General features: G+C 59.3%; 19 protein-coding genes. 3 read left to right on the top strand and 16 right to left on the bottom strand.

The features are described from left to right. Positions 1-136: 136 nt before the first annotated feature. From ACP7E4_RS28465 to ACP7E4_RS28415, 11 genes are all read right to left on the bottom strand, one after another. A complete protein-coding gene (locus tag ACP7E4_RS28465; RefSeq protein WP_426119350.1) occupies positions 137-385 on the bottom strand; it encodes a pyocin S6 family toxin immunity protein in 249 nt (82 codons plus the stop codon). Positions 386-501: 116 nt separating this feature from the next. Continuing rightward, positions 502-714, bottom strand: coding sequence for a pyocin S6 family toxin immunity protein (locus ACP7E4_RS28460; protein WP_426119349.1), 213 nt, complete (start codon positions 712-714; stop codon positions 502-504). 16 nt (positions 715-730) lie between these two features. Continuing rightward, entirely contained in the window at positions 731-976 is a 246-nt protein-coding gene (locus ACP7E4_RS28455) for a DUF7683 domain-containing protein (RefSeq protein WP_426119348.1), read from the bottom strand. A 26-nt stretch (positions 977-1,002) separates the two neighbouring features. Then, positions 1,003-1,245, bottom strand: coding sequence for a pyocin S6 family toxin immunity protein (locus ACP7E4_RS28450; protein WP_426119346.1), 243 nt, complete (start codon positions 1,243-1,245; stop codon positions 1,003-1,005). Between the two features lie 15 nt (positions 1,246-1,260). Beyond that, positions 1,261-1,500, bottom strand: coding sequence for a pyocin S6 family toxin immunity protein (locus ACP7E4_RS28445; RefSeq protein ID WP_426119345.1), 240 nt, complete (start codon positions 1,498-1,500; stop codon positions 1,261-1,263). A gap of 12 nt (positions 1,501-1,512) precedes the next feature. Further along, a complete protein-coding gene (locus ACP7E4_RS28440; RefSeq protein WP_426119352.1) occupies positions 1,513-2,103 on the bottom strand; it encodes a colicin E3/pyocin S6 family cytotoxin in 591 nt (196 codons plus the stop codon). Between the two features lie 12 nt (positions 2,104-2,115). Further along, positions 2,116-2,265 carry a hypothetical protein gene (locus ACP7E4_RS28435; RefSeq protein WP_426119343.1) on the bottom strand — a complete coding sequence of 50 codons (150 nt, stop codon included), beginning with the start codon at positions 2,263-2,265 and terminating at the stop codon, positions 2,116-2,118. Between the two features lie 21 nt (positions 2,266-2,286). Continuing rightward, a complete protein-coding gene (locus ACP7E4_RS28430) occupies positions 2,287-2,646 on the bottom strand; it encodes a hypothetical protein (RefSeq protein WP_426119341.1) in 360 nt (119 codons plus the stop codon). Positions 2,647-2,749: 103 nt separating this feature from the next. Further along, a complete protein-coding gene (mmsB, locus tag ACP7E4_RS28425) occupies positions 2,750-3,637 on the bottom strand; it encodes a 3-hydroxyisobutyrate dehydrogenase (RefSeq protein WP_426119340.1) in 888 nt (295 codons plus the stop codon). A 122-nt stretch (positions 3,638-3,759) separates the two neighbouring features. Beyond that, positions 3,760-5,286: a CoA-acylating methylmalonate-semialdehyde dehydrogenase gene (locus tag ACP7E4_RS28420; RefSeq protein WP_426119339.1), complete on the bottom strand. Its 1,527-nt coding sequence runs from the start codon at positions 5,284-5,286 to the stop codon at positions 3,760-3,762. 57 nt (positions 5,287-5,343) lie between these two features. Beyond that, positions 5,344-6,672 (bottom strand): MFS transporter, encoded by a 1,329-nt coding sequence (locus tag ACP7E4_RS28415; RefSeq protein ID WP_331149275.1) that lies wholly within the window; start codon positions 6,670-6,672, stop codon positions 5,344-5,346. A gap of 150 nt (positions 6,673-6,822) precedes the next feature. Between ACP7E4_RS28415 and ACP7E4_RS28410 the strand changes: the two genes are divergently transcribed. Beyond that, positions 6,823-7,812 (top strand): LysR family transcriptional regulator, encoded by a 990-nt coding sequence (locus tag ACP7E4_RS28410; RefSeq protein WP_426119337.1) that lies wholly within the window; start codon positions 6,823-6,825, stop codon positions 7,810-7,812. 6 nt (positions 7,813-7,818) lie between these two features. Beyond that, on the top strand, positions 7,819-8,418 hold the full coding sequence (locus ACP7E4_RS28405; protein WP_426119335.1) for a GNAT family N-acetyltransferase: 600 nt from the start codon (positions 7,819-7,821) through the stop codon (positions 8,416-8,418). A 21-nt stretch (positions 8,419-8,439) separates the two neighbouring features. Here the strand turns inward: ACP7E4_RS28405 and ACP7E4_RS28400 are convergent, their stop codons facing one another. Both ACP7E4_RS28400 and ACP7E4_RS28395 read right to left on the bottom strand, forming a co-directional pair. Then, positions 8,440-10,398: a putative bifunctional diguanylate cyclase/phosphodiesterase gene (locus tag ACP7E4_RS28400; protein ID WP_426119333.1), complete on the bottom strand. Its 1,959-nt coding sequence runs from the start codon at positions 10,396-10,398 to the stop codon at positions 8,440-8,442. A 180-nt stretch (positions 10,399-10,578) separates the two neighbouring features. Beyond that, entirely contained in the window at positions 10,579-11,274 is a 696-nt protein-coding gene (locus ACP7E4_RS28395) for an ArsR/SmtB family transcription factor (RefSeq protein WP_426119331.1), read from the bottom strand. Between the two features lie 74 nt (positions 11,275-11,348). Between ACP7E4_RS28395 and ACP7E4_RS28390 the strand changes: the two genes are divergently transcribed. Further along, positions 11,349-12,617 (top strand): MFS transporter, encoded by a 1,269-nt coding sequence (locus tag ACP7E4_RS28390; RefSeq protein WP_426119329.1) that lies wholly within the window; start codon positions 11,349-11,351, stop codon positions 12,615-12,617. Between the two features lie 175 nt (positions 12,618-12,792). On the opposite strand, the gene ACP7E4_RS28385 is transcribed toward ACP7E4_RS28390, so the two are convergent. Genes ACP7E4_RS28385 through ACP7E4_RS28375 form a run of 3 tightly spaced genes read right to left on the bottom strand, consistent with a single transcriptional unit; the run spans position 12,793 to position 16,690 of the window. Further along, positions 12,793-14,019, bottom strand: coding sequence for a c-type cytochrome (locus ACP7E4_RS28385; protein WP_426119327.1), 1,227 nt, complete (start codon positions 14,017-14,019; stop codon positions 12,793-12,795). A gap of 11 nt (positions 14,020-14,030) precedes the next feature. Further along, positions 14,031-16,226 (bottom strand): molybdopterin cofactor-binding domain-containing protein, encoded by a 2,196-nt coding sequence (locus ACP7E4_RS28380; RefSeq protein WP_426119325.1) that lies wholly within the window; start codon positions 16,224-16,226, stop codon positions 14,031-14,033. Between the two features lie 11 nt (positions 16,227-16,237). Continuing rightward, positions 16,238-16,690, bottom strand: a complete 453-nt coding sequence (locus ACP7E4_RS28375) for a (2Fe-2S)-binding protein (protein ID WP_426119323.1) — start codon at positions 16,688-16,690, stop codon at positions 16,238-16,240. Between the last annotated feature and the right edge of the window lie 357 nt (positions 16,691-17,047).

Here is a 17,047-nt window from a genome sequence, read left to right as displayed (position 1 = left end):
TTTGGTGAAGGGGTGGGACGAAGTCTCCAACGGTCTGTACTGGTATGAGTCAGAAGCTAGGCTTTTAGTCCCACCCACCCCTTCAAGTCTAAACATACAAGCGAGGCTTGCCCGCGAAGAGGCCAGTACATCCGCCCTATACGGCTGACGCTTCAACCCCGATAAACAGCTTCAAACCAGTAGCCAATGGTTGTCCGATGATGCTTGATAGATGCGCTACCTGCTCGCTGGTGAGTAGCCACTCGCATTCCGCCATCGCATTAAGACTTCGATGACCCAGGAACTGCACGATTTGCTCGTTGAATGATCGGTCGATATCCAGCTCAAATTTAAGAGAGTCATCTTCATCGTTGTCCGACAAAAAGCCGTGAATACATAGGTACATAAAAACGCTTTTCTATTCGTTGAATGCGGGTTATCGAGACAAATCACAGCCCGCTGGACTGTGACCAGCTCACTTTGATGGCGACCTATCTGAAAAGGCTGATGCTATACATCAGGTCAGACTTGGATCGGGTCGGCAAGTGCTGCCATTACCCCCATAGCTTGATCTCGTGTGAGATCAGTCACGCCTGGCGGTACATCCGACAGCGAGCCCCATCCTATTGCGTTGAGTACTTTTATCTCTAATTCCTGCGGCACAACTCTCTGGTAATGCAGTGCGTTATCGGGAATCGGCTCAGGATAAAAACCGCTGATTACTAAAAATGGCATGAGCCATGCTCCTGAGTCACTTTGTAGCGCTTTCTACGTTGCAGGTGAGCTGGAAAACATAATTGCTATCGTAAAAACGTTTGCTAGCCAATACCTCAATAGCCGCCGCTTGGCTGGCGGTTAAGTCATATCCTTCATCGCCACGCTGAGATACCGACCAGCCCATGATTTGCGCGAGTTGCGAATCACTGCCGTCGGGCAGAATCACCTCAAAGATCAAGAGCTCGGATTCTTTGTTGAAGCCTTCAATAATGTATTTCACGTACCAGACCTTCCTTCACTGACGACCTACCTGCAAAGCCCGACGCTATACATCAAGTCAGACCTGACCGGCTCACCGAGCACTCTCAAGACCGCGACCGCTTGCTCACTGGTTAGATCGTTTTCACCGACAGGTACATCCGCCAACGAGTCCCATCCCATGGCGGAAAGTACCTCCGTCTCCAACTCTTCTGGGACAGCATTTTTGTACTGCAATGAGTTATCCGGATTGGGGTCGGGATAAAAACCGCTAATAGAAAGAAATGTCATAAGCGATGTACCTGACTAAGCCCTTACTCCAATGAAAAGGTCCAGCCCGATAGGTAGCTGCTCGTTGACCGCCATGGCTATCTGTTCAACTTGCTCGCTGGTGAGCAACCATTCCCCATCTGGGCTTTCTTCTAGACTTTTCCAGCCCAAGATCCCTAGCACAGCGAGTTCATGCTCAGGCTTTACGATGAGGTCATACTTCAGTGAGTCATCCTCATCATCTCCTGGTAAAAAACCAGTGGTCCATAAAAACATGGATGTCTTCCTCTATTTTGGTGTGGTCCGGCCAGGTTTTGGCGGATCTATCTGCTCGCCTGTCTCGTGATTAAACTCGCTCAGATGTCTACCTTGCTTGTCATAGAGCTCGATAGCGCCTGTTTTGCTGTCCCATTCATACAGTCGGCCTTTCCGATCCTTCCATCGGCTTCGCTTACCGCCGCCACCTTGAACGCTACTTTTCGATTTGACAGGGATAGTATCTGGAAAAGCAGGCAACTCTAGCGGCGGCTTGTGATACTCGATATCCCCATTAAACGGCCGCGCAAACACCACATACATCGATTTCCAGCCAAGCCCCGCTGGAAACACCACAATACAATCTTCAACGGTGATGTCCTCGCCGGGGAAGCCTTCGATCTGGCTGTCGGTGTTTTCCGGGATCGGGTGGACGAGGATGTTGTTCAGGTGTGCGCCGCTGTTGTCAGGATAGATCAGCGGCGGCATGGGTCCGAGGCGTCCGTCTCTGGGCGTCCAGATGATCGTGATGCCGTTGAGCTTGGCTTCCATCGCCGTGCGGTCGGAGTTCCACGTGGCCTGCACCGTGCGAACCGAGTCGTCGCCGGACGGTGTGGTGTGGATGCCGTAAACCTGCTAAACACCGTCGGGATCCTGGCGAAACTGGAAGCGCACCCGCGTTGGCGCACGAGTCATTGCGCGCAATTGGTCGTCGGTGTAGAGCGTGCCGTCGCCCATTTTCTCCGGCAGCATGCCGAGGATGAGAATGCTGGCTGGCCCGCCCATGCCGCGTACTGCCCAGCTGTATCACTGCTGCATGATCCCGCTGCCGGCCATGTAGCCAAGACCCAGGTCAGCGCCGAGAGCGAGTGCAACCGCAGAGCTGGCATCCGGCAGGAGCATCGCACCCGCCAGCATCACCTTGCCGAAGTTCGAGGCCGGTTCGACGCTGGTCCCGGCATCGGTGGAACACCAGTTACCCGGCGCGCAGGACTTGGCGAAAACCAGATCAGTGCGGGGTTTTGGCGCGGGCCATTTGTCTTCCTGGATGTAAACCGGTTCGGGCTTTTTGGGTGTGTTCCACGCAGCCCACGAAGCACCTCCGTTGGGAAGTCGCCGGTTTCTCATATAACGTTCGAATGGGTCTTCTGGATCGTCCTTGCGCAATGCCGCCTCCCTGTATCGCCTTGTGTAGGCGGGGAGGATGTCGACCCATTCGGGTCCAGTCAATTTAACGCGGTAACCGAAAATTTCAGCCTGATCCCTTCGGCTAGTCCTTCTTGCGATACCCCTCAACTATCGCCGAGAAATCCTTGCCGCCGTCGCCGCGCAGGCTCATGGCTTGATACAACTGCTGCGCCACAGCGCCGAGGATGACCGGTTGGTGTGCAGTGCGCGCGGCCTCGGTTGCCAGAGCGAGGTCCTTGAGCATCAACTCCGCGCCGAAGCCGCCGGTATAACCCCGTGCAGCCGGTGCTGTTTCGACGATGCCGGGCCATGGGTTATAGACCTCGGAGCTCCAGCAGCGACCGGTCGAGCTGTTGATGATGTTGGCCAGAATCCCGGTGTCGATGCCCAGCGCGTTGCCCAGCGCCATGGCTTCGGAAACGCCGATCATGGAAATGCCCAGCAGCAGGTTGTTGCAGATCTTGGCGATTTGCCCGGTGCCGATGTCGCCGCAATGCACGATGTTCTTGCCCATTTTCGCCAGCACCGGTTTCAGCACTTCGAAATGCTCGGCACTGGCGCCCACCATGAACGTCAGCGTGCCGGCCTGAGCGCCGCCGGTGCCACCGGAAACCGGCGCGTCGCCCAGGGTCACGCCCTGTTTGGCGGCGATGGCGGCCACGTCGCGGATGGTCTGCGGATCGATGGTGCTGCAATCGACGGCCGGAACACCCGCACCAATCCCCGCCAGCACGCCGTCGTCCTGCAGATAGACGCTGCGCACGTGCGCCGCAGCGGGCAGCATGGTGATCACCAGCTCCGCGCCTTGCGCCGCGTGTTTGGGCGATTCACTGATACGCCCGCCCAAGGTGGCGAGTTCGTTCAGCACGGCGGTGTTCAGATCGAACAGGTGCAGATGATGTCCGGCCTTGAGCAGATTGCGGGCCATCGGCGCGCCCATATTGCCCAAGCCGATGAAAGCGATTTTCATTGTTGTTCTCCTTGATGAAGTAACAAAGTCCTGTTGGAGCGAGGCTTGCCCGCGAATCGGTCGCCTCGGTGACGCAGGAACACCGCGTTATCGTTCTTCGCGGGCCAGCCTCGCTCCAACGGTCAACGCAAACTGATGGTCGTATTCACCCCATCATTGACACTGTCGTCGTCAAACCAGCGGCTGGTGACGGTCTTGGTCTGAGTGTAGAACTGCACCACCTGTTTGCCGTACGGACCGAGGTCGCCGAGCTTGGAGCCGCGCGAGCCGGTGAAGCTGAAAAACGGCACCGGCACTGGAATCGGGATGTTGATGCCCACCTGGCCGACGTCGATTTCACTCTGGAATTTGCGCGCCGCCGCGCCGCTCTGGGTGAACAGGCCGGTGCCATTGCCGTAAGGGTTGGCGTTGACCAGTTCGATGGCCTGATCAAGCGTGTCGACTTCCAGCACCACCAGCACCGGGCCGAAAATTTCCTGAGTGTAGATCTGCATGTCGGTGGTCACGCCGGAGAACAGGGTCGGGCCGACAAAGTTGCCATCCTCGAAGCCCGGCACCTTGATGTCGCGACCGTCGAGTTCCAGCTTCGCGCCTTCGCGCACGCCGCTTTCGATCAGGTCGAGAATGCGCTGTCTGGCGCGCCTGGAAATCACCGGCCCGACATCGGTGCCCGCTTCGCTGCCCGCGTTGACCTTGAGCTTTTGCGCCAGGGCTTTCAGCTCCGGCAACCACTGTTTTGCCGCACCCACCAGCACCACCACTGAGGTCGCCATGCAGCGCTGCCCGGCTGCGCCAAAACCGGCACCGACCAAGGCATTCAGGGCTTGCACGCGATTGGCATCGGGCAACACCACTGCGTGATTCTTCGCGCCCATCATCGCTTGCACGCGCTTGCCGTGTTCTCCCGCCAGCTTGTAGACGTGAGTGCCGACAGCGGTGGAACCTACGAACGAAACGGCTTTGATGTCCGGATGGGTGCAAATGGCGTCCACCACGGATTTACCGCCATGCACCACGTTGAGCACGCCCGGCGGGATGCCCGCTTCGACGGCCAGTTCCACGAGCAGCATGGTCGACATCGGGTCCTGCTCGGAAGGCTTGAGCACGAAGGTATTGCCGCAGGCGATTGCCATGGGAAACATCCACAGCGGAATCATCGCCGGGAAGTTGAACGGCGTGATCCCGGCGCAGACGCCGATGGGTTGGCGCAAGGTGTAGGTGTCGACGCCACCGGCCACATTCTCGGAAAACTCACCCATTTGCAGCGTGCCAATGGAACAGGCGTGCTCGACCACTTCCAGGCCGCGAAAGATATCGCCTTCGGCATCGGCAACGGTTTTGCCCTGCTCGGCACTGAGCACCGCAGCGATGCGCGGCGAGTGTTCGCGAATCAACGCCTGAAGCTTGAGCATGATGCGCATCCGCGCGCCGACGGGCGTCAGACGCCAGGTCTTGAAGGCTTTTTGCGCTGCGGCTACAGCGGCATCGACTTCAGCATCGGTGGCAAACGGCACCTGGGCCAGTACTTGCTGGGTCGCCGGGTTGATGATGTCGTGCCATTCGCTGCTTTGCGATTCGACCCATTCGCCGTCGATCAGCAGTTTTACGCGTGCCACCGTGGTGTTGTTTTTTTGCAGTGAAACGTTCATTGAAATCTCCTCCGAGCGGCCCGGGTTGACCGCTGACCATCCGTTATTCATTAAAGATCAGGAAGCACGATGCCGAGGCGGGTCGCGCTTCATCAACGCGGTACACACCAGCGCCACAAGGCCCATGCCGATCAGGTACACGATCACGTAGCGCGGGCTACCATCGGCGTAGGTGAGTAATTTGGTGGCGATCATCGGCGCGAAACCACCGCCCAATACACCAGCAAGTTGCACCGAAACCGAGATGCCGCTGTAGCGAATTTCGGCGGGAAACTGCCGGGCGAACAGCAGTGATTCCGGCGCGTAGAGGATCGGGAAAACCACCCCGACGGCGAGTACCATCGCCCACCAGACCAGCATCGGCTCGCGGGTGCCGAGCATGGCGAAGAACGGATAGACGAACGCGCAGAGCAGCAACAGACCCGCGAAGTACAAGCGCCGCTGCCCGACCTTGTCCGACAGGTATCCGCAAAATGGCATGGTGAACAGCGACAGCGCCGCGCCGGCGGTAATCGCGTTGAGCACATCGGCACGCGGGATTTGCAGCTGGTTGGCGGCGTAAGCGAGCGCGAATGTCACCGACATATAGAACCAGGCGTTTTCCGCCGTGCGTGCGCCAATGATCGTCAGGGTTTCCCGTGGATGTTCACGCAGCACTTTGAACAGCGGCACCTTGACGGCAATCTTGTCCTGCTTGAGTTTTTCGAAATCCGGGGATTCCGGGACTTTCAGACGGATCAGCCAACCGATGCCGAGCAAGACGATGCTGGCAATAAACGGCAGGCGCCAGCCCCAACTGAGCATGTCGGCCTCAGGCAGCTTGGCCACCAGTCCCATCGCCAGCGTCGCCAGCACCAGTCCCGCGCCAACGCCGGTTTGTGGCAGGCTGCCGTAGAAGCCTTTCTTGCCCTCCGGCGCATGTTCCACAGCCATCAACACCGCACCGCCCCACTCGCCGCCCACCGCCATGCCTTGCAGGAAACGCATGAGCACCAGAATCAACGCAGCCCAATAGCCGATCTGTTCGTAGGTGGGGATCAGGCCAATGATGATGGTCGGAATCCCCATCATCATCAGGGTCACGAGCAGCATCGATTTGCGGCCGATCCGGTCGCCGAAATGACCAAATATCACCCCGCCCAACGGTCGGCCGAGAAAGCCCACCGCATAGGTGGCGAACGCAGCCAGTACGCCGGTTATCGGGTCCAGGGCGGGAAAGAAGATTTTGTTGAAGATCAGCGCGGCCGCTGTGCCATAGAGAAAAAAGTCGTACCACTCGATGGTCGTGCCGGCCATGCTTGCCATGCCGGCAAGCCGATAGGATTTGGCGTTCTTCGCAGGGCGGGCACCAAGTGCGCCAGCGTCCGCTGTCATTGCGTCCTTCATAAACTCCTCCGCTTATTATTGTTGTGCAGGGTTTTATGGCGTGGGGTGTTGCCTGGGATTGTTGTTGCTATAGCAAGGTTGGTTCGGACCGTGCATTGGAGTATAGATGTGCAAACTTCTAATAAGAACGCACATAAAAGCAGGATCAACATGCAAAAAAACATCACCTCCCTGGGCCTTCTCAACTGGGATGACTTGAAGTTTTTCCTCGAAGTCGCCCGCACGCGCAAGGCCAGCATTGCAGCCAAACGCCTGGCGGTGGATTACACCACTGTGTCGCGACGCATCAGTTCCCTGGAGGGCTCGCTCGGCACGTTGCTGTTCGAGCAATCGCGCAACAACGGCTTTGTGCTGACCGCCGAAGGTCAGCGTTTGCTGGGTTATGCCGAGTCCATCGAAAGCACGTTGCACATGGCCTGCGAGCAGGTTTCAGGCTCCAGCGTGGCGTTGTCCGGGCATATCCGCATGGGTTGCACCGAAGGCTTCGGCAGTTTTTTCGTCACGCCGCAGCTGAGCCACTTTCTCGACAACTACCCGGACATCTCGGTCGACATCCTGCCGCTGCCGCACTTCATCAGCCTGTCAAAACGCGAAGCCGATATCGTCATCGCCCTGGAGCGCCCGGAACACGGGCCGTATGTGTGCTGCAAACTCTGCGATTACAACCTGCGGCTGTACGCGACTCAGGCCTATCTCGACAACCATCCGCCGCTGCACAGCACCACAGACCTCGCCGCACACACCTTCATCAGCTACGTCGACGATCTGGCGTTCAGCTCGGAATTGCTCTACCTCAGCAACCTGCTGCCCGGCGCCCAGGCGCAACTGCGCAGCACCAGCGTCATCGCCCAATACCAGGCCGCGCTGCAAGGCCGGTCGCTGGCGATCCTGCCGTGTTTTCTCGCCGCACAGGATTCGCGTCTGGTCCCGGTGCTGGAAGAAGAAGTGAACATCACCCGGCATTTCTGGATGTACTGCCGCGAAGACCTGCGCAAGCTCAAGCGGATTACTCTGTTGTGGGATTACATCAGGGAGGTGACGGAGTTGAATCGGCCGCTGCTGCTCGGCGAGTCGCAGGCGTTACGATTTGCGGACTCAGAAGACATCGTGATAGTAAAACCCTCTCACTCATCAGCCTGATTGATCATGACCGACAACCTTACCGGCTTCAGCCAACCCGCACTGACGGGCAAGTCCATCGAACTGCTCCCGCTCCAGGCGGCACACGCACCAGCGTTGTTGCACGCGGCGGCCGATGGCGAGTTATGGAACATGAAGGTGACGGTCATTCCGGGGCCGGAGACTGTCGACAGGTACATCGCGATTGCCTTGCAGGGTCGCGCCGCCGGGACGGTCATGCCGTTTGTGATCGTGCGTCGTGATACTGGGCACGTGGTGGGCAGTACGCGTTTCTGGAAGATCGACCGGGGCAACCGCAAGATGGAAATTGGCCACACCTGGCTGAGTACTTCGGCCCAGCGTTCGGGCATCAACACTGAGGCGAAGTATCTGCTGCTGGAACATGCCTTCGAGGTCATGCAGGCGGTGCGCGTGCAGTTCACCACTGATGAACTCAACGAAAAATCCAGGGCAGCGATTCTGCGCATCGGCGCCATACAGGAAGGCATTGTTCGTCACGAGCGGATCATGCCCGATGGCCGTAAACGCAACTCCGTACGCTTCAGCATCATTGATGATGAGTGGCCACAGGTGAAGGCCATGCTTCTGGAAAAAATCCAGCAGTAAGACGATGACAGAAGAATCCGCTCAGCCGGTTTGACCGGTCGCCGCAGCGGCGCTTTCCTGCGCCAGCCACGCTTGGGTTTCGTCCGCAGAGATGGGTCGTGAGAACAGATAGCCTTGCGCCCAGACACAACCCAGACGCCTGAGCGCGGCCAGTTCGTCTTCGGTTTCAACGCCTTCGACAATGCATTGCAGCTGCATGTCATGGCTCAGCGCGAGCAGGGATTTGACGATTTTGAAGCTGGCCGGGTTGAGGTGAATGCCGGTGACAAAGCTGCGGTCGACCTTGAGTTTGGTCAACGCAAGCGCGTGAATCTGGCTGAGACTTGAATAGCCGGTGCCAAAATCATCGAGAGAAATGCCGCAACCCAGACCACGCAGCAGGCCGATGGCGCGCTGGGTTTGCGCCAGATCCTGAATGACTGCGGTTTCGGTGATTTCCAGATCCAGACACGCCGGGTCGAATCCGCTTTCCATGATCACTTGGGCAATCTGCTGCACGGCTTCCGGCGAGCCGCAGTCGTGGGCGGAAAGATTGAAAGACAGACGAATGCCTCGCGGCCAGGTGACTGCGGCGCTCAGCGCATGCTTCAAGAGCGGAATCGTCAGCTTGTTGATCAAGCCGATCCGCTCGGCGACGGGAATGAATTCGCAAGGCGCAACGTTACCCAGCTCCGGACTCGTCCAGCGCCCCAGCGCTTCAAAGGCGACAGTGAGCTGAGTACGGATGTCGATGATAGGCTGGAACACCACATGAAACTCTTCGTACAAATCCGCCCGGCGCAGCGTCTGCTCGGTGACGCCTTCGCGACTGAGTTGCCGGCGGTGCTCGGCGCTGAACACACTCAGGGTCCCGGGCCGCTGTCGCTTGCTTTGATACAGCGCGTAATCCGCGTATTCATAGACTTCGGTGGCGCTGGAGGCCAGGTCCGGGAAGGTCGCGATGCCCAATGACGCACTGATCTGGATCGGGATGTCCACCAGCAGAAAAGGCTCGCGCATCCTGGCGCACAGGTTATCGCCAAAAACCCGCAACTGCTGGTCGCTCTGGGCGTCAGTGATGATCAGGGCAAACTCATCGCCACCCAGTCTGGCCAGATGCACGCCTTCGTCAAGCAGCCCGGTCAGACGCTGGCCGACCTGATACAGCAATTTGTCGCCGACGCCGTGGCCGTAGAGATCGTTGACCGGTTTGAAGCCGTCCAGATCGATCAACCCCACCGCCAGCCGCACGTTTCGGTCGCGGGCCTGGGTCAGCGTTGCGTCTAGGTTGGAGAAGAACTGGCGACGGTTCGCCAGGCCGGTCAGGCTGTCCTGATTGGCGAGGCGGAGGTTCTCGTCGCTGAGTTTCTCGGTGCGCGCCTGCATGTTCACCAACTGGGTGAAGTCGACGTACTGGGCCTTGAGGATCGATAGCATGGCAATGGATACCAGCAGCACATTGATCGCGGTGGCAATGAACGTGATGTTGTTCGTGGTGGCAAAAAACACCACGAAAGCAATATTGACGACAGCCGCCGTGGTCAACGCGGCTGGCAGCAGATGCATCATGCAAAAGATGCAGGCGATGACCGTAATCGCCATGTAGAACGCGACATGGGCCTGACTGTAAACATCGCCATAAGGGAACAACGCCAGCGACCACAGGGTGAACCCCGCCGCCACCAGAAGCGAAAGTCGATTGGTGCGCTTGAGGATGGCGAGCATTTTCGCAGGCGGCGGAGGCGTGCGCCGACACGAGCGCCACCACAAGGTCGCCCTCGTTACGCAAAAAACCGTCATGACCGCCGGGCAATACACCACCAGCCAACGGGGTGCCGAGACGAAATGGGTAGCCGCAAGTGCGAGGCTGTTGATCAGCAGGATGAAATACATCATCGGCAACTGTCGCGACAGCGCAATGTACTGCGCCCGGAGCAAACCGGGATTGTCATGGGGCGCGGACATCAACGCCCAAAAGCTACCGAACAGACTTCTCTTCATCAGGGGAGGGTTGTCTCTGAATGCAAAACAGATGAAACCGGCTGGAGAGATCTTTCCAGTCAGGTACAGGAGCAGAATTGACAAGATGCTCATCAATTCGTGTCGGCGGTGCCTGAGGTTTCTTCAGTTTTTCCGACGGCGGACGCGATCCAGAGAAATGGAAGGGGCACGCAGCGTGCCTTATTTTCCGCTGTCGAGACCAAAGCTTCGTGACAAACCGGCCAGCCCGCCGGCAGTCACACGTAGCGCCCGTGAGTCCAGATGCCGGACGAGCCAACCCCGCTTGAGCATCAATGCCAGCAACACCGCGCCAAGGGCCCCGCCGATATGAGGTGAGCGCTCGCTCCAGTCCATGCACGGGTAAGCGGTGCGCCTGCGCTGACGGCTCAAGGCTTGCGGATCAATCCCGAGTTCTGCCAGCAACGACGCGCCCTTCTCGGTCAAACGATAATCCTGACCCTGCGCTTCGATCCACTTAGAGGCGAGCAACGCATCGTGCAGCTTGACCGCCAGCTCGCCAGCGCAATGGTCGTAGCAGGTGCGGGCGTAACGCAGCGCCGAGGGCGTCGAAGGCTTGAACGCAGGCGCCGGAATGTCCGCCAGGAACAGCAACGCTTCCAGCGCGGCAGCCACTTTGGCATTGGCCAGCCGGTAATAGCGATGCCGCCCCTGAACCATCAATTCAACCAGGCCCTGCTCACGAAGACGGCTGAAATGACTGCTGGCAGTAGAAGCACCAATGTCGGCGACAACCGCCAGCTCGGTGGCGGTCCGCGCATGGCCGTCGAGCAGACTGCACAGCATCTTCGCCCGCGCCGGGTCGGCAATGGCGCCAGCGATACTGGCCAGGCTGGTATCCGCACTGTGTGCATCCATGATTCGTTCAACCCCGAAGCGTCCCGTGTTGCGCCAATCATACTGGGCGGCAATCCACAGGGAAGGATTCGATGATGACTCAGAACGCTTTTTTTGGCCGCAAGGTCGTGGCCGCTACTTTCATATTGGCCATGTTCGGTTGGGGTATCGGTTTCTATGGCCCACCGGTTTTTATGTACGCGGTCATCCAGCGCACCGGCTGGAGTGCGCAGCTGTGTGCGGCAGCGGTCACCGTGCATTTTCTGGCGGGTACGCTGGTGGTCGTGAACCTGCCACGGCTGTACCAGCTTTTGGGGGTCGCACGGATCACGGTATCGGGCACCCTGTTGCTGAGTATCGGCGTGTATGGCTGGTCGATTGCAAGCCAGCCTTATCAGCTGTTCATGGCCGCAGTGCTGAGCGGATTTGGTTGGGTGACGCTGGGAGCGGCGGCGGTCAATTCGATCATCGCGCCCTGGTTTGTCGTCAAGCGACCGGCTGCACTGGCAATGGCCTACAACGGCGCCAGCATTGGCGGTGTGGTGTTTTCGTCAGTGTGGGTGTTTCTGATTACCGCGACGGGATTCAGCAACGCAGCGCTGCTGATCGGGGCGCTGGCGGTCGTGGTGATCGGCGCCCTGTCGCTGTTGGTCTTTCGCTACAAGCCTGAGCAGCTGGGGCAATGCCCGGACGGCTCGGCAATGACCGCGCCCGCAGCGACCATCACCGCGACGCCACAGACTAGCGTCAGACTGTGGGGCAACCTTCAGTTCATGACCCTGGCAGCCGGCATGTCGCTGGGTTTGTTTGCCCAGATCGGATTGATCGCTCATCTATTCTTGCTGCTGGCGGCAACACTTGGCGTGCAGCAGGCTGGCCTGGCCATGGGCGTGGCGACGGCCAGTGCAATCGTGGGGCGGACACTGGTGGGTTGGCTGATGCCGATCAATGCCAATCGCCGCGCCGTCGCCTGCCTGAGTTATGCGGTGCAGTTGCTCGGCGGTATTGTGCTGATGGGCGCAGAAAGTCATTCGGTTTGGGTGTGGCTGGGCGTCGCGTTATTTGGCGCAGGCATCGGCAATGCCACGTCGCTGCCACCATTGATCGCCCAAGCGGAATTTGCCCGGCAGCAGAGCCAACGGGTCGTGGCCTTGATCGTGGCGATTGCGCAAGGCTGCTATGCCTTTGCGCCCGCGGTGTTCGGCGCAGTGTTCACGATGAGCAACGGAGCGCAATCGGGAACCTGGCTGTTTGTGTTGGCGGCAGTGTTTCAGGTGTTGGCGATTGGAGTATTTGCGTTGGGTGGCAAAAGAGCGGTCGTAGACACCGTCTTGACCCTCATCAAGCACTGCAGAAGTATTTGACCGCCGAGGAGCCCGTGGGACCGGATTTATCCGGGAAGAGGCCAGCTCATTCACTGCATTTCGTCGTCAGAAATGCCGCCTTCCCGGATGAATCCGGTCCCACAAGTTCTGGTTTGCTGGACGACAGCGCCGTGCCAACAACACGGCGAAGTCTTCTACCTGCAATCGCTCGCCATCAATGCAACGAACTTGCCCGCCCTTTCGCTACGTCCTCTGCCTTGACCTCGCCATTGCTCTGCCCGAAGCGGCGCAGGACAAAGGTGCTGACGGCGGCGAGTTCGACGTCGTTGTAGGCACGCGCAAAGTCGGGCATGCGTTGGTCGACGCGGCGCGGGCCTTGGGTGTGACCTTCCAGCAACGTCGCCATCAGGTTGGTGCCCGCGGGATCGTTGACGGTTTTCAGACCGACCAGCGTTGCGATGGGCGACTGATTGCCAGTGCCGTCCAGGCGGTGACAGGCCACGCACGAGTCGGTGAAGACCTTGTGCCCCAGGCCTTTGTCAGCCTGATCGTTGATCGCAACAGTCGGCCGTGCAATGCCTTCGCTGCGCGCTGGCGTGGACTTCAGGTAAACCGCAATCGCATTCACATCCGCCGGAGTCAGGAAACGCAGGCTGTGTTCGACGGCATCGGCCATCGGACCACCCGCGCCGCCGTAACCTGGCGCATAACCCTGGGACAGATAACTGACCAGCGCTTCTTGCGGCCAGGCACCGATCCCGTGTTTGGCATCGGAGCTGATGTTGTAGGCCCGCCAGTTGCCAAGTTCGCCACCCGCCAGGGATTTGCCGGAACTCATCGCCTGGAAGATATTGCGCGGGGTGTGGCACTCGCCGCAGTGTCCCGGCCCTTGCACCAGATACGCGCCGCGATTCCATTCTGCCGACTGCTTGCTGTCCGGCACGAAGCGCTCGTTGTCCGCGAACACGGCGTTCCAGAAGAACATGCCCCAACGCTGATTGAACGGGAACGACAGGTCGTTTTCCGGCGGCTTCTGGCTGATTGGCTCAAGGCTGAACAGATATGCCTTGATCGCCAGAATGTCTTCGCGGGGCATCATGGTGTAGGACGTGTACGGGAACGCCGGGTAGTAATGTTTGCCGTCTTTGCCGACGCCTTTTTGCAGGGCGCTGACGAACTCGTCGTCGGTCCAGTTGCCGATCCCGGTGGCTTTGTCCGGGGTAATGTTCGGCGAATACAAGGTGCCGAACGGCAGCTTGAATTCAAGGCCGCCCGCGAACGGCTTGCCGCCCGGTGTCACGTGGCAAGCCACGCAGTCGGCGGCGCGGGTCAGGTATTCGCCCTTGCCGATCAGGGCCGGATCCGCCGGTGATTGCGCAGCCTGAGCCATCAGCCCGAAGCCTGCACCCAACAGCGCGAGCGCATAGTTAAACACTTTCATGACAGCGCTCCTTAAACAGTGAAATAGCCGAAGCGGCTCAATGGAAGACGGCGCTCGCGCACTTTCGAAGCGGCGTGCAGCGCGTTGACCAGTGCCGCAGCAACCGGCACGGCACCGGTTTCGCCAACACCGCCCGGGCTTTCATTGCTTGGCATCAGATGCACTTGCACCGAAGGCGCGTCGCTCATGCGAATCTGTCGATAGGCGTGGAAGTTGGTCTGCACCACCTGGCCTTTCTCGATGAGGATTTCGTTGAACAGCGCGGCGGACAGCCCGAACAGCGTGCCACCCTCCATCTGTGAAGCCACCGAAGTCGGGTTGTTGACGAAGCCGCAGTCGACGACGGTGATCAGCCGCTTGATGCGCACGCCTTTGTCGCCCTGCATTTCCAGCTCGACCACTGTCGCGACAAAGCTGCCGAACACCGCGCTTACGGCAACGCCACGGCCTTGACCGGCGGGCAGCGGGGTTTTCCAGCCAGCCAGTTCTGCGGCTTTTTTCAGCACGGCCTGAGCGCGAGGCTGGTCCTGCATCAGGCTCAAGCGGTAGTCCACCGGATCGGCCTTGGCGTTGTGCGCCAGCTCGTCGATGAAACATTCCACTGCATAAGTGCTGCGCAACGGACCCACGCCGCGCCACCAGGAAACCGGAATGACGTCCGGGTCCTGACGGATGTAGCGCACTTGCAGATTCGCCAGTTTGTAGACCGGATCAATCGCCACTTCCACGGCATCGCCGTCGACGCCGCTTTCCGGCAGCTTGCCGATATACGAAGCCATGACCGAAGCGCCAGCAATGCGATGCTCCCAGCCCACCGGACGCAAATCCTTGTCCAGCGCGGCGTTCAGGCGATCGACGTAGTGCGGACGATAGCGGTCGTGAGTCATGTCCTCTTCGCGGCTCCAGATCAATTTGATCGGATAGCTGAGCTGACGGGCGATGTCCACGGCCTGGAAGATAAAATCCGATTCCAGCCGACGGCCGAACCCGCCACCGATCAACTGGTTGTGGATAACGACTTTATCCACAGGCATGCCGCAGACTTTCGCCGCGCCCATCTGGGCAAACGTCGGCGCCTGACAGCCAACCCAGAGTTCACACATGTCCGGGCGAACGTGGGCGACGCAGGTCATCGGTTCCAGCGGCGAGTGCGACAGGAACGGCTGCTCATACACCGCTTCGAAATGACTCGACGCGTTTTTCAACGCAGCGCCGATATCACCGGTCTGCCTGGCGAACACGCCATCTTTGGAACTGGCGTCGAGCAAGGCTTTGTCCAGCTGGGCGGAATCGACCGCTGCGTGCGGGCCCATGTCCCAGTCGATTTCCAGCGCCTTGAGCGCTTGCTGACACGACCAGAAATTCGTCGCGGTCACCGCAACGGCGTTGTCCAGACGAATCACATCGCGGACGCCCGGCACCTTGCGCGCCGCGTCTTCGTTTTTCACGCCGCGCAGCTTGCCGCCGAATACCGGGCAGGTCAGCGTCGACGCGATAAGCATGTCGGGGATTTTCAGGTCGATGGTGAATTGCGCCGAACCGTTGACCTTGTTCGGCGTATCCAGGCGTTGGGCTGGCGTGCCCAGCAGTTTGAAATCAGCAATAGCCTTGAGCGGCACATCGGTTGGCAATGGCAATGCCGAAGCCGCTTCGACCAGTTCGCCATAAGCGGCGGTCTGACCATTCGGGCCCAGCACCTGGCCGTTTTCAGCGCGGCATTGGCTTGGCGCGACCTTCCAGCGAATCGCGGCGGCCTGAACCAGAAGCACCCGAGCGCTGGCGCCAGCGCGACGCAGCGGTTCCCAGGTATAGCGAGTGGATGAAGAACCGCCCGTGGCCTGAAACTGCAAGATTTTGTCGGTGTACAGGTCGCCGTTGGGCGGCGCTTCTTCAATGCTCACCTGGGTCAGCGGCACTTCCAGTTCTTCGGCGACCATCATGGCGATGCCGGTCTGTACGCCTTGGCCCATTTCGATTTTTGGCGAGATGACGGTGACATGGCCGTCGCGCGCTACCCGCACAAACGCGCCAAAACCCGGCGACGCGGCATCACCCAGCCGCGCAGCACTGACCGCTTCGGCAGCGAAGCTGCGATTGACCAACGGCGGCAACCAGGTGCTGATCACCAGCCCGCCCAAAGACAGCGCGCCACCCTTGAGCAGCCCGCGACGCGAGACCGTCGCGGCAGATCGTTTTACCTCTGACATGGTGACTTCCTTCAGGCTTGGCTGACGCTTTTGATGGCGGCGCGAATTCGCGTATAGGTCGCACAACGGCACAGATTCCCGGCCATGGCCGTGGTGATCTGTTCATCGTTGGCATCCGGATGCGCCTGCAGAAGTGCCACGGCAGACATGATCTGACCGGGCTGGCAGTAACCACATTGCACAACTTCATGCGCCAGCCAGGCTTTTTGTACTTCCTGGCCAACCGGCAATTCGCCGACGGCTTCAATCGTCGTGACTTTGCGTCCGGCAACGGCGCTGACCGGCAGCACGCAAGAACGCACCGCCTGGCCATCCAGGTGAACCGTGCAGACGCCGCATTGGGCGATGCCGCAGCCATATTTGGTGCCGGTCAGACCCACGACATCGCGCAGGACCCAGAGCAGTGGCATGTCGGGAGCGACATCCAGCTCATGTTCCTGACCATTGATCAGTAGTTTTTGCATCACAAAGCCTCTGGCATTCATCACGGTTAAGCGCTGATACGTCGCCTGGACAACGCTGGTTCACAGCGATTTCGGTTCTATTCGGGTGATTTTTTTCAATATCACCCCGGGACATGGCCGGGGTGATGTATAAGCAGCGCGCTCATGGGCCCTGGAAAAATCCGGGCCCATGAGCGAAAAAAGAAGTAAACGCACTGACGTCAGCGTCAGCCGTAGCGCAGGGCGTGAATAGTACGCTTGTGCCACCAAGTGACGGAATGCCTATAACTCCGGCGTTTGAGCCCGTTACGAGGCTTGCCCGCTTCCGTAAGCATGTGGGAGGGGATTTATCCCCGAACAGGCCTATGAATCCAATGC

The sequence above is a fragment of the Pseudomonas sp. DSP3-2-3 genome (genome assembly GCF_049898225.1).
Lineage (GTDB): Bacteria > Pseudomonadota > Gammaproteobacteria > Pseudomonadales > Pseudomonadaceae > Aquipseudomonas.
This window is presented reverse-complemented; position numbering and strand designations above follow the sequence as displayed.

Coding starts and splice junctions, on each gene's coding strand:
- ACP7E4_RS28405 (WP_426119335.1), top strand. CDS start 7,819: ATGACCGACAACCTTACCGGCTTCAGCCAACCCGCACTGACGGGCAAG.
- ACP7E4_RS28395 (WP_426119331.1), bottom strand. CDS start 11,274: ATGGATGCACACAGTGCGGATACCAGCCTGGCCAGTATCGCTGGCGCC.
- ACP7E4_RS28375 (WP_426119323.1), bottom strand. CDS start 16,690: ATGCAAAAACTACTGATCAATGGTCAGGAACATGAGCTGGATGTCGCT.
- mmsB (WP_426119340.1), bottom strand. CDS start 3,637: ATGAAAATCGCTTTCATCGGCTTGGGCAATATGGGCGCGCCGATGGCC.
- ACP7E4_RS28460 (WP_426119349.1), bottom strand. CDS start 714: ATGCCATTTTTAGTAATCAGCGGTTTTTATCCTGAGCCGATTCCCGAT.
- ACP7E4_RS28465 (WP_426119350.1), bottom strand. CDS start 385: ATGTACCTATGTATTCACGGCTTTTTGTCGGACAACGATGAAGATGAC.
- ACP7E4_RS28410 (WP_426119337.1), top strand. CDS start 6,823: ATGCAAAAAAACATCACCTCCCTGGGCCTTCTCAACTGGGATGACTTG.
- ACP7E4_RS28435 (WP_426119343.1), bottom strand. CDS start 2,265: ATGGGCGGGCCAGCCAGCATTCTCATCCTCGGCATGCTGCCGGAGAAA.
- ACP7E4_RS28400 (WP_426119333.1), bottom strand. CDS start 10,398: ATGAAGAGAAGTCTGTTCGGTAGCTTTTGGGCGTTGATGTCCGCGCCC.
- ACP7E4_RS28380 (WP_426119325.1), bottom strand. CDS start 16,226: ATGTCAGAGGTAAAACGATCTGCCGCGACGGTCTCGCGTCGCGGGCTG.
- ACP7E4_RS28390 (WP_426119329.1), top strand. CDS start 11,349: ATGACTCAGAACGCTTTTTTTGGCCGCAAGGTCGTGGCCGCTACTTTC.
- ACP7E4_RS28385 (WP_426119327.1), bottom strand. CDS start 14,019: ATGAAAGTGTTTAACTATGCGCTCGCGCTGTTGGGTGCAGGCTTCGGG.
- ACP7E4_RS28450 (WP_426119346.1), bottom strand. CDS start 1,245: ATGACATTTCTTTCTATTAGCGGTTTTTATCCCGACCCCAATCCGGAT.
- ACP7E4_RS28420 (WP_426119339.1), bottom strand. CDS start 5,286: ATGAACGTTTCACTGCAAAAAAACAACACCACGGTGGCACGCGTAAAA.
- ACP7E4_RS28445 (WP_426119345.1), bottom strand. CDS start 1,500: ATGTTTTTATGGACCACTGGTTTTTTACCAGGAGATGATGAGGATGAC.
- ACP7E4_RS28415 (WP_331149275.1), bottom strand. CDS start 6,672: ATGAAGGACGCAATGACAGCGGACGCTGGCGCACTTGGTGCCCGCCCT.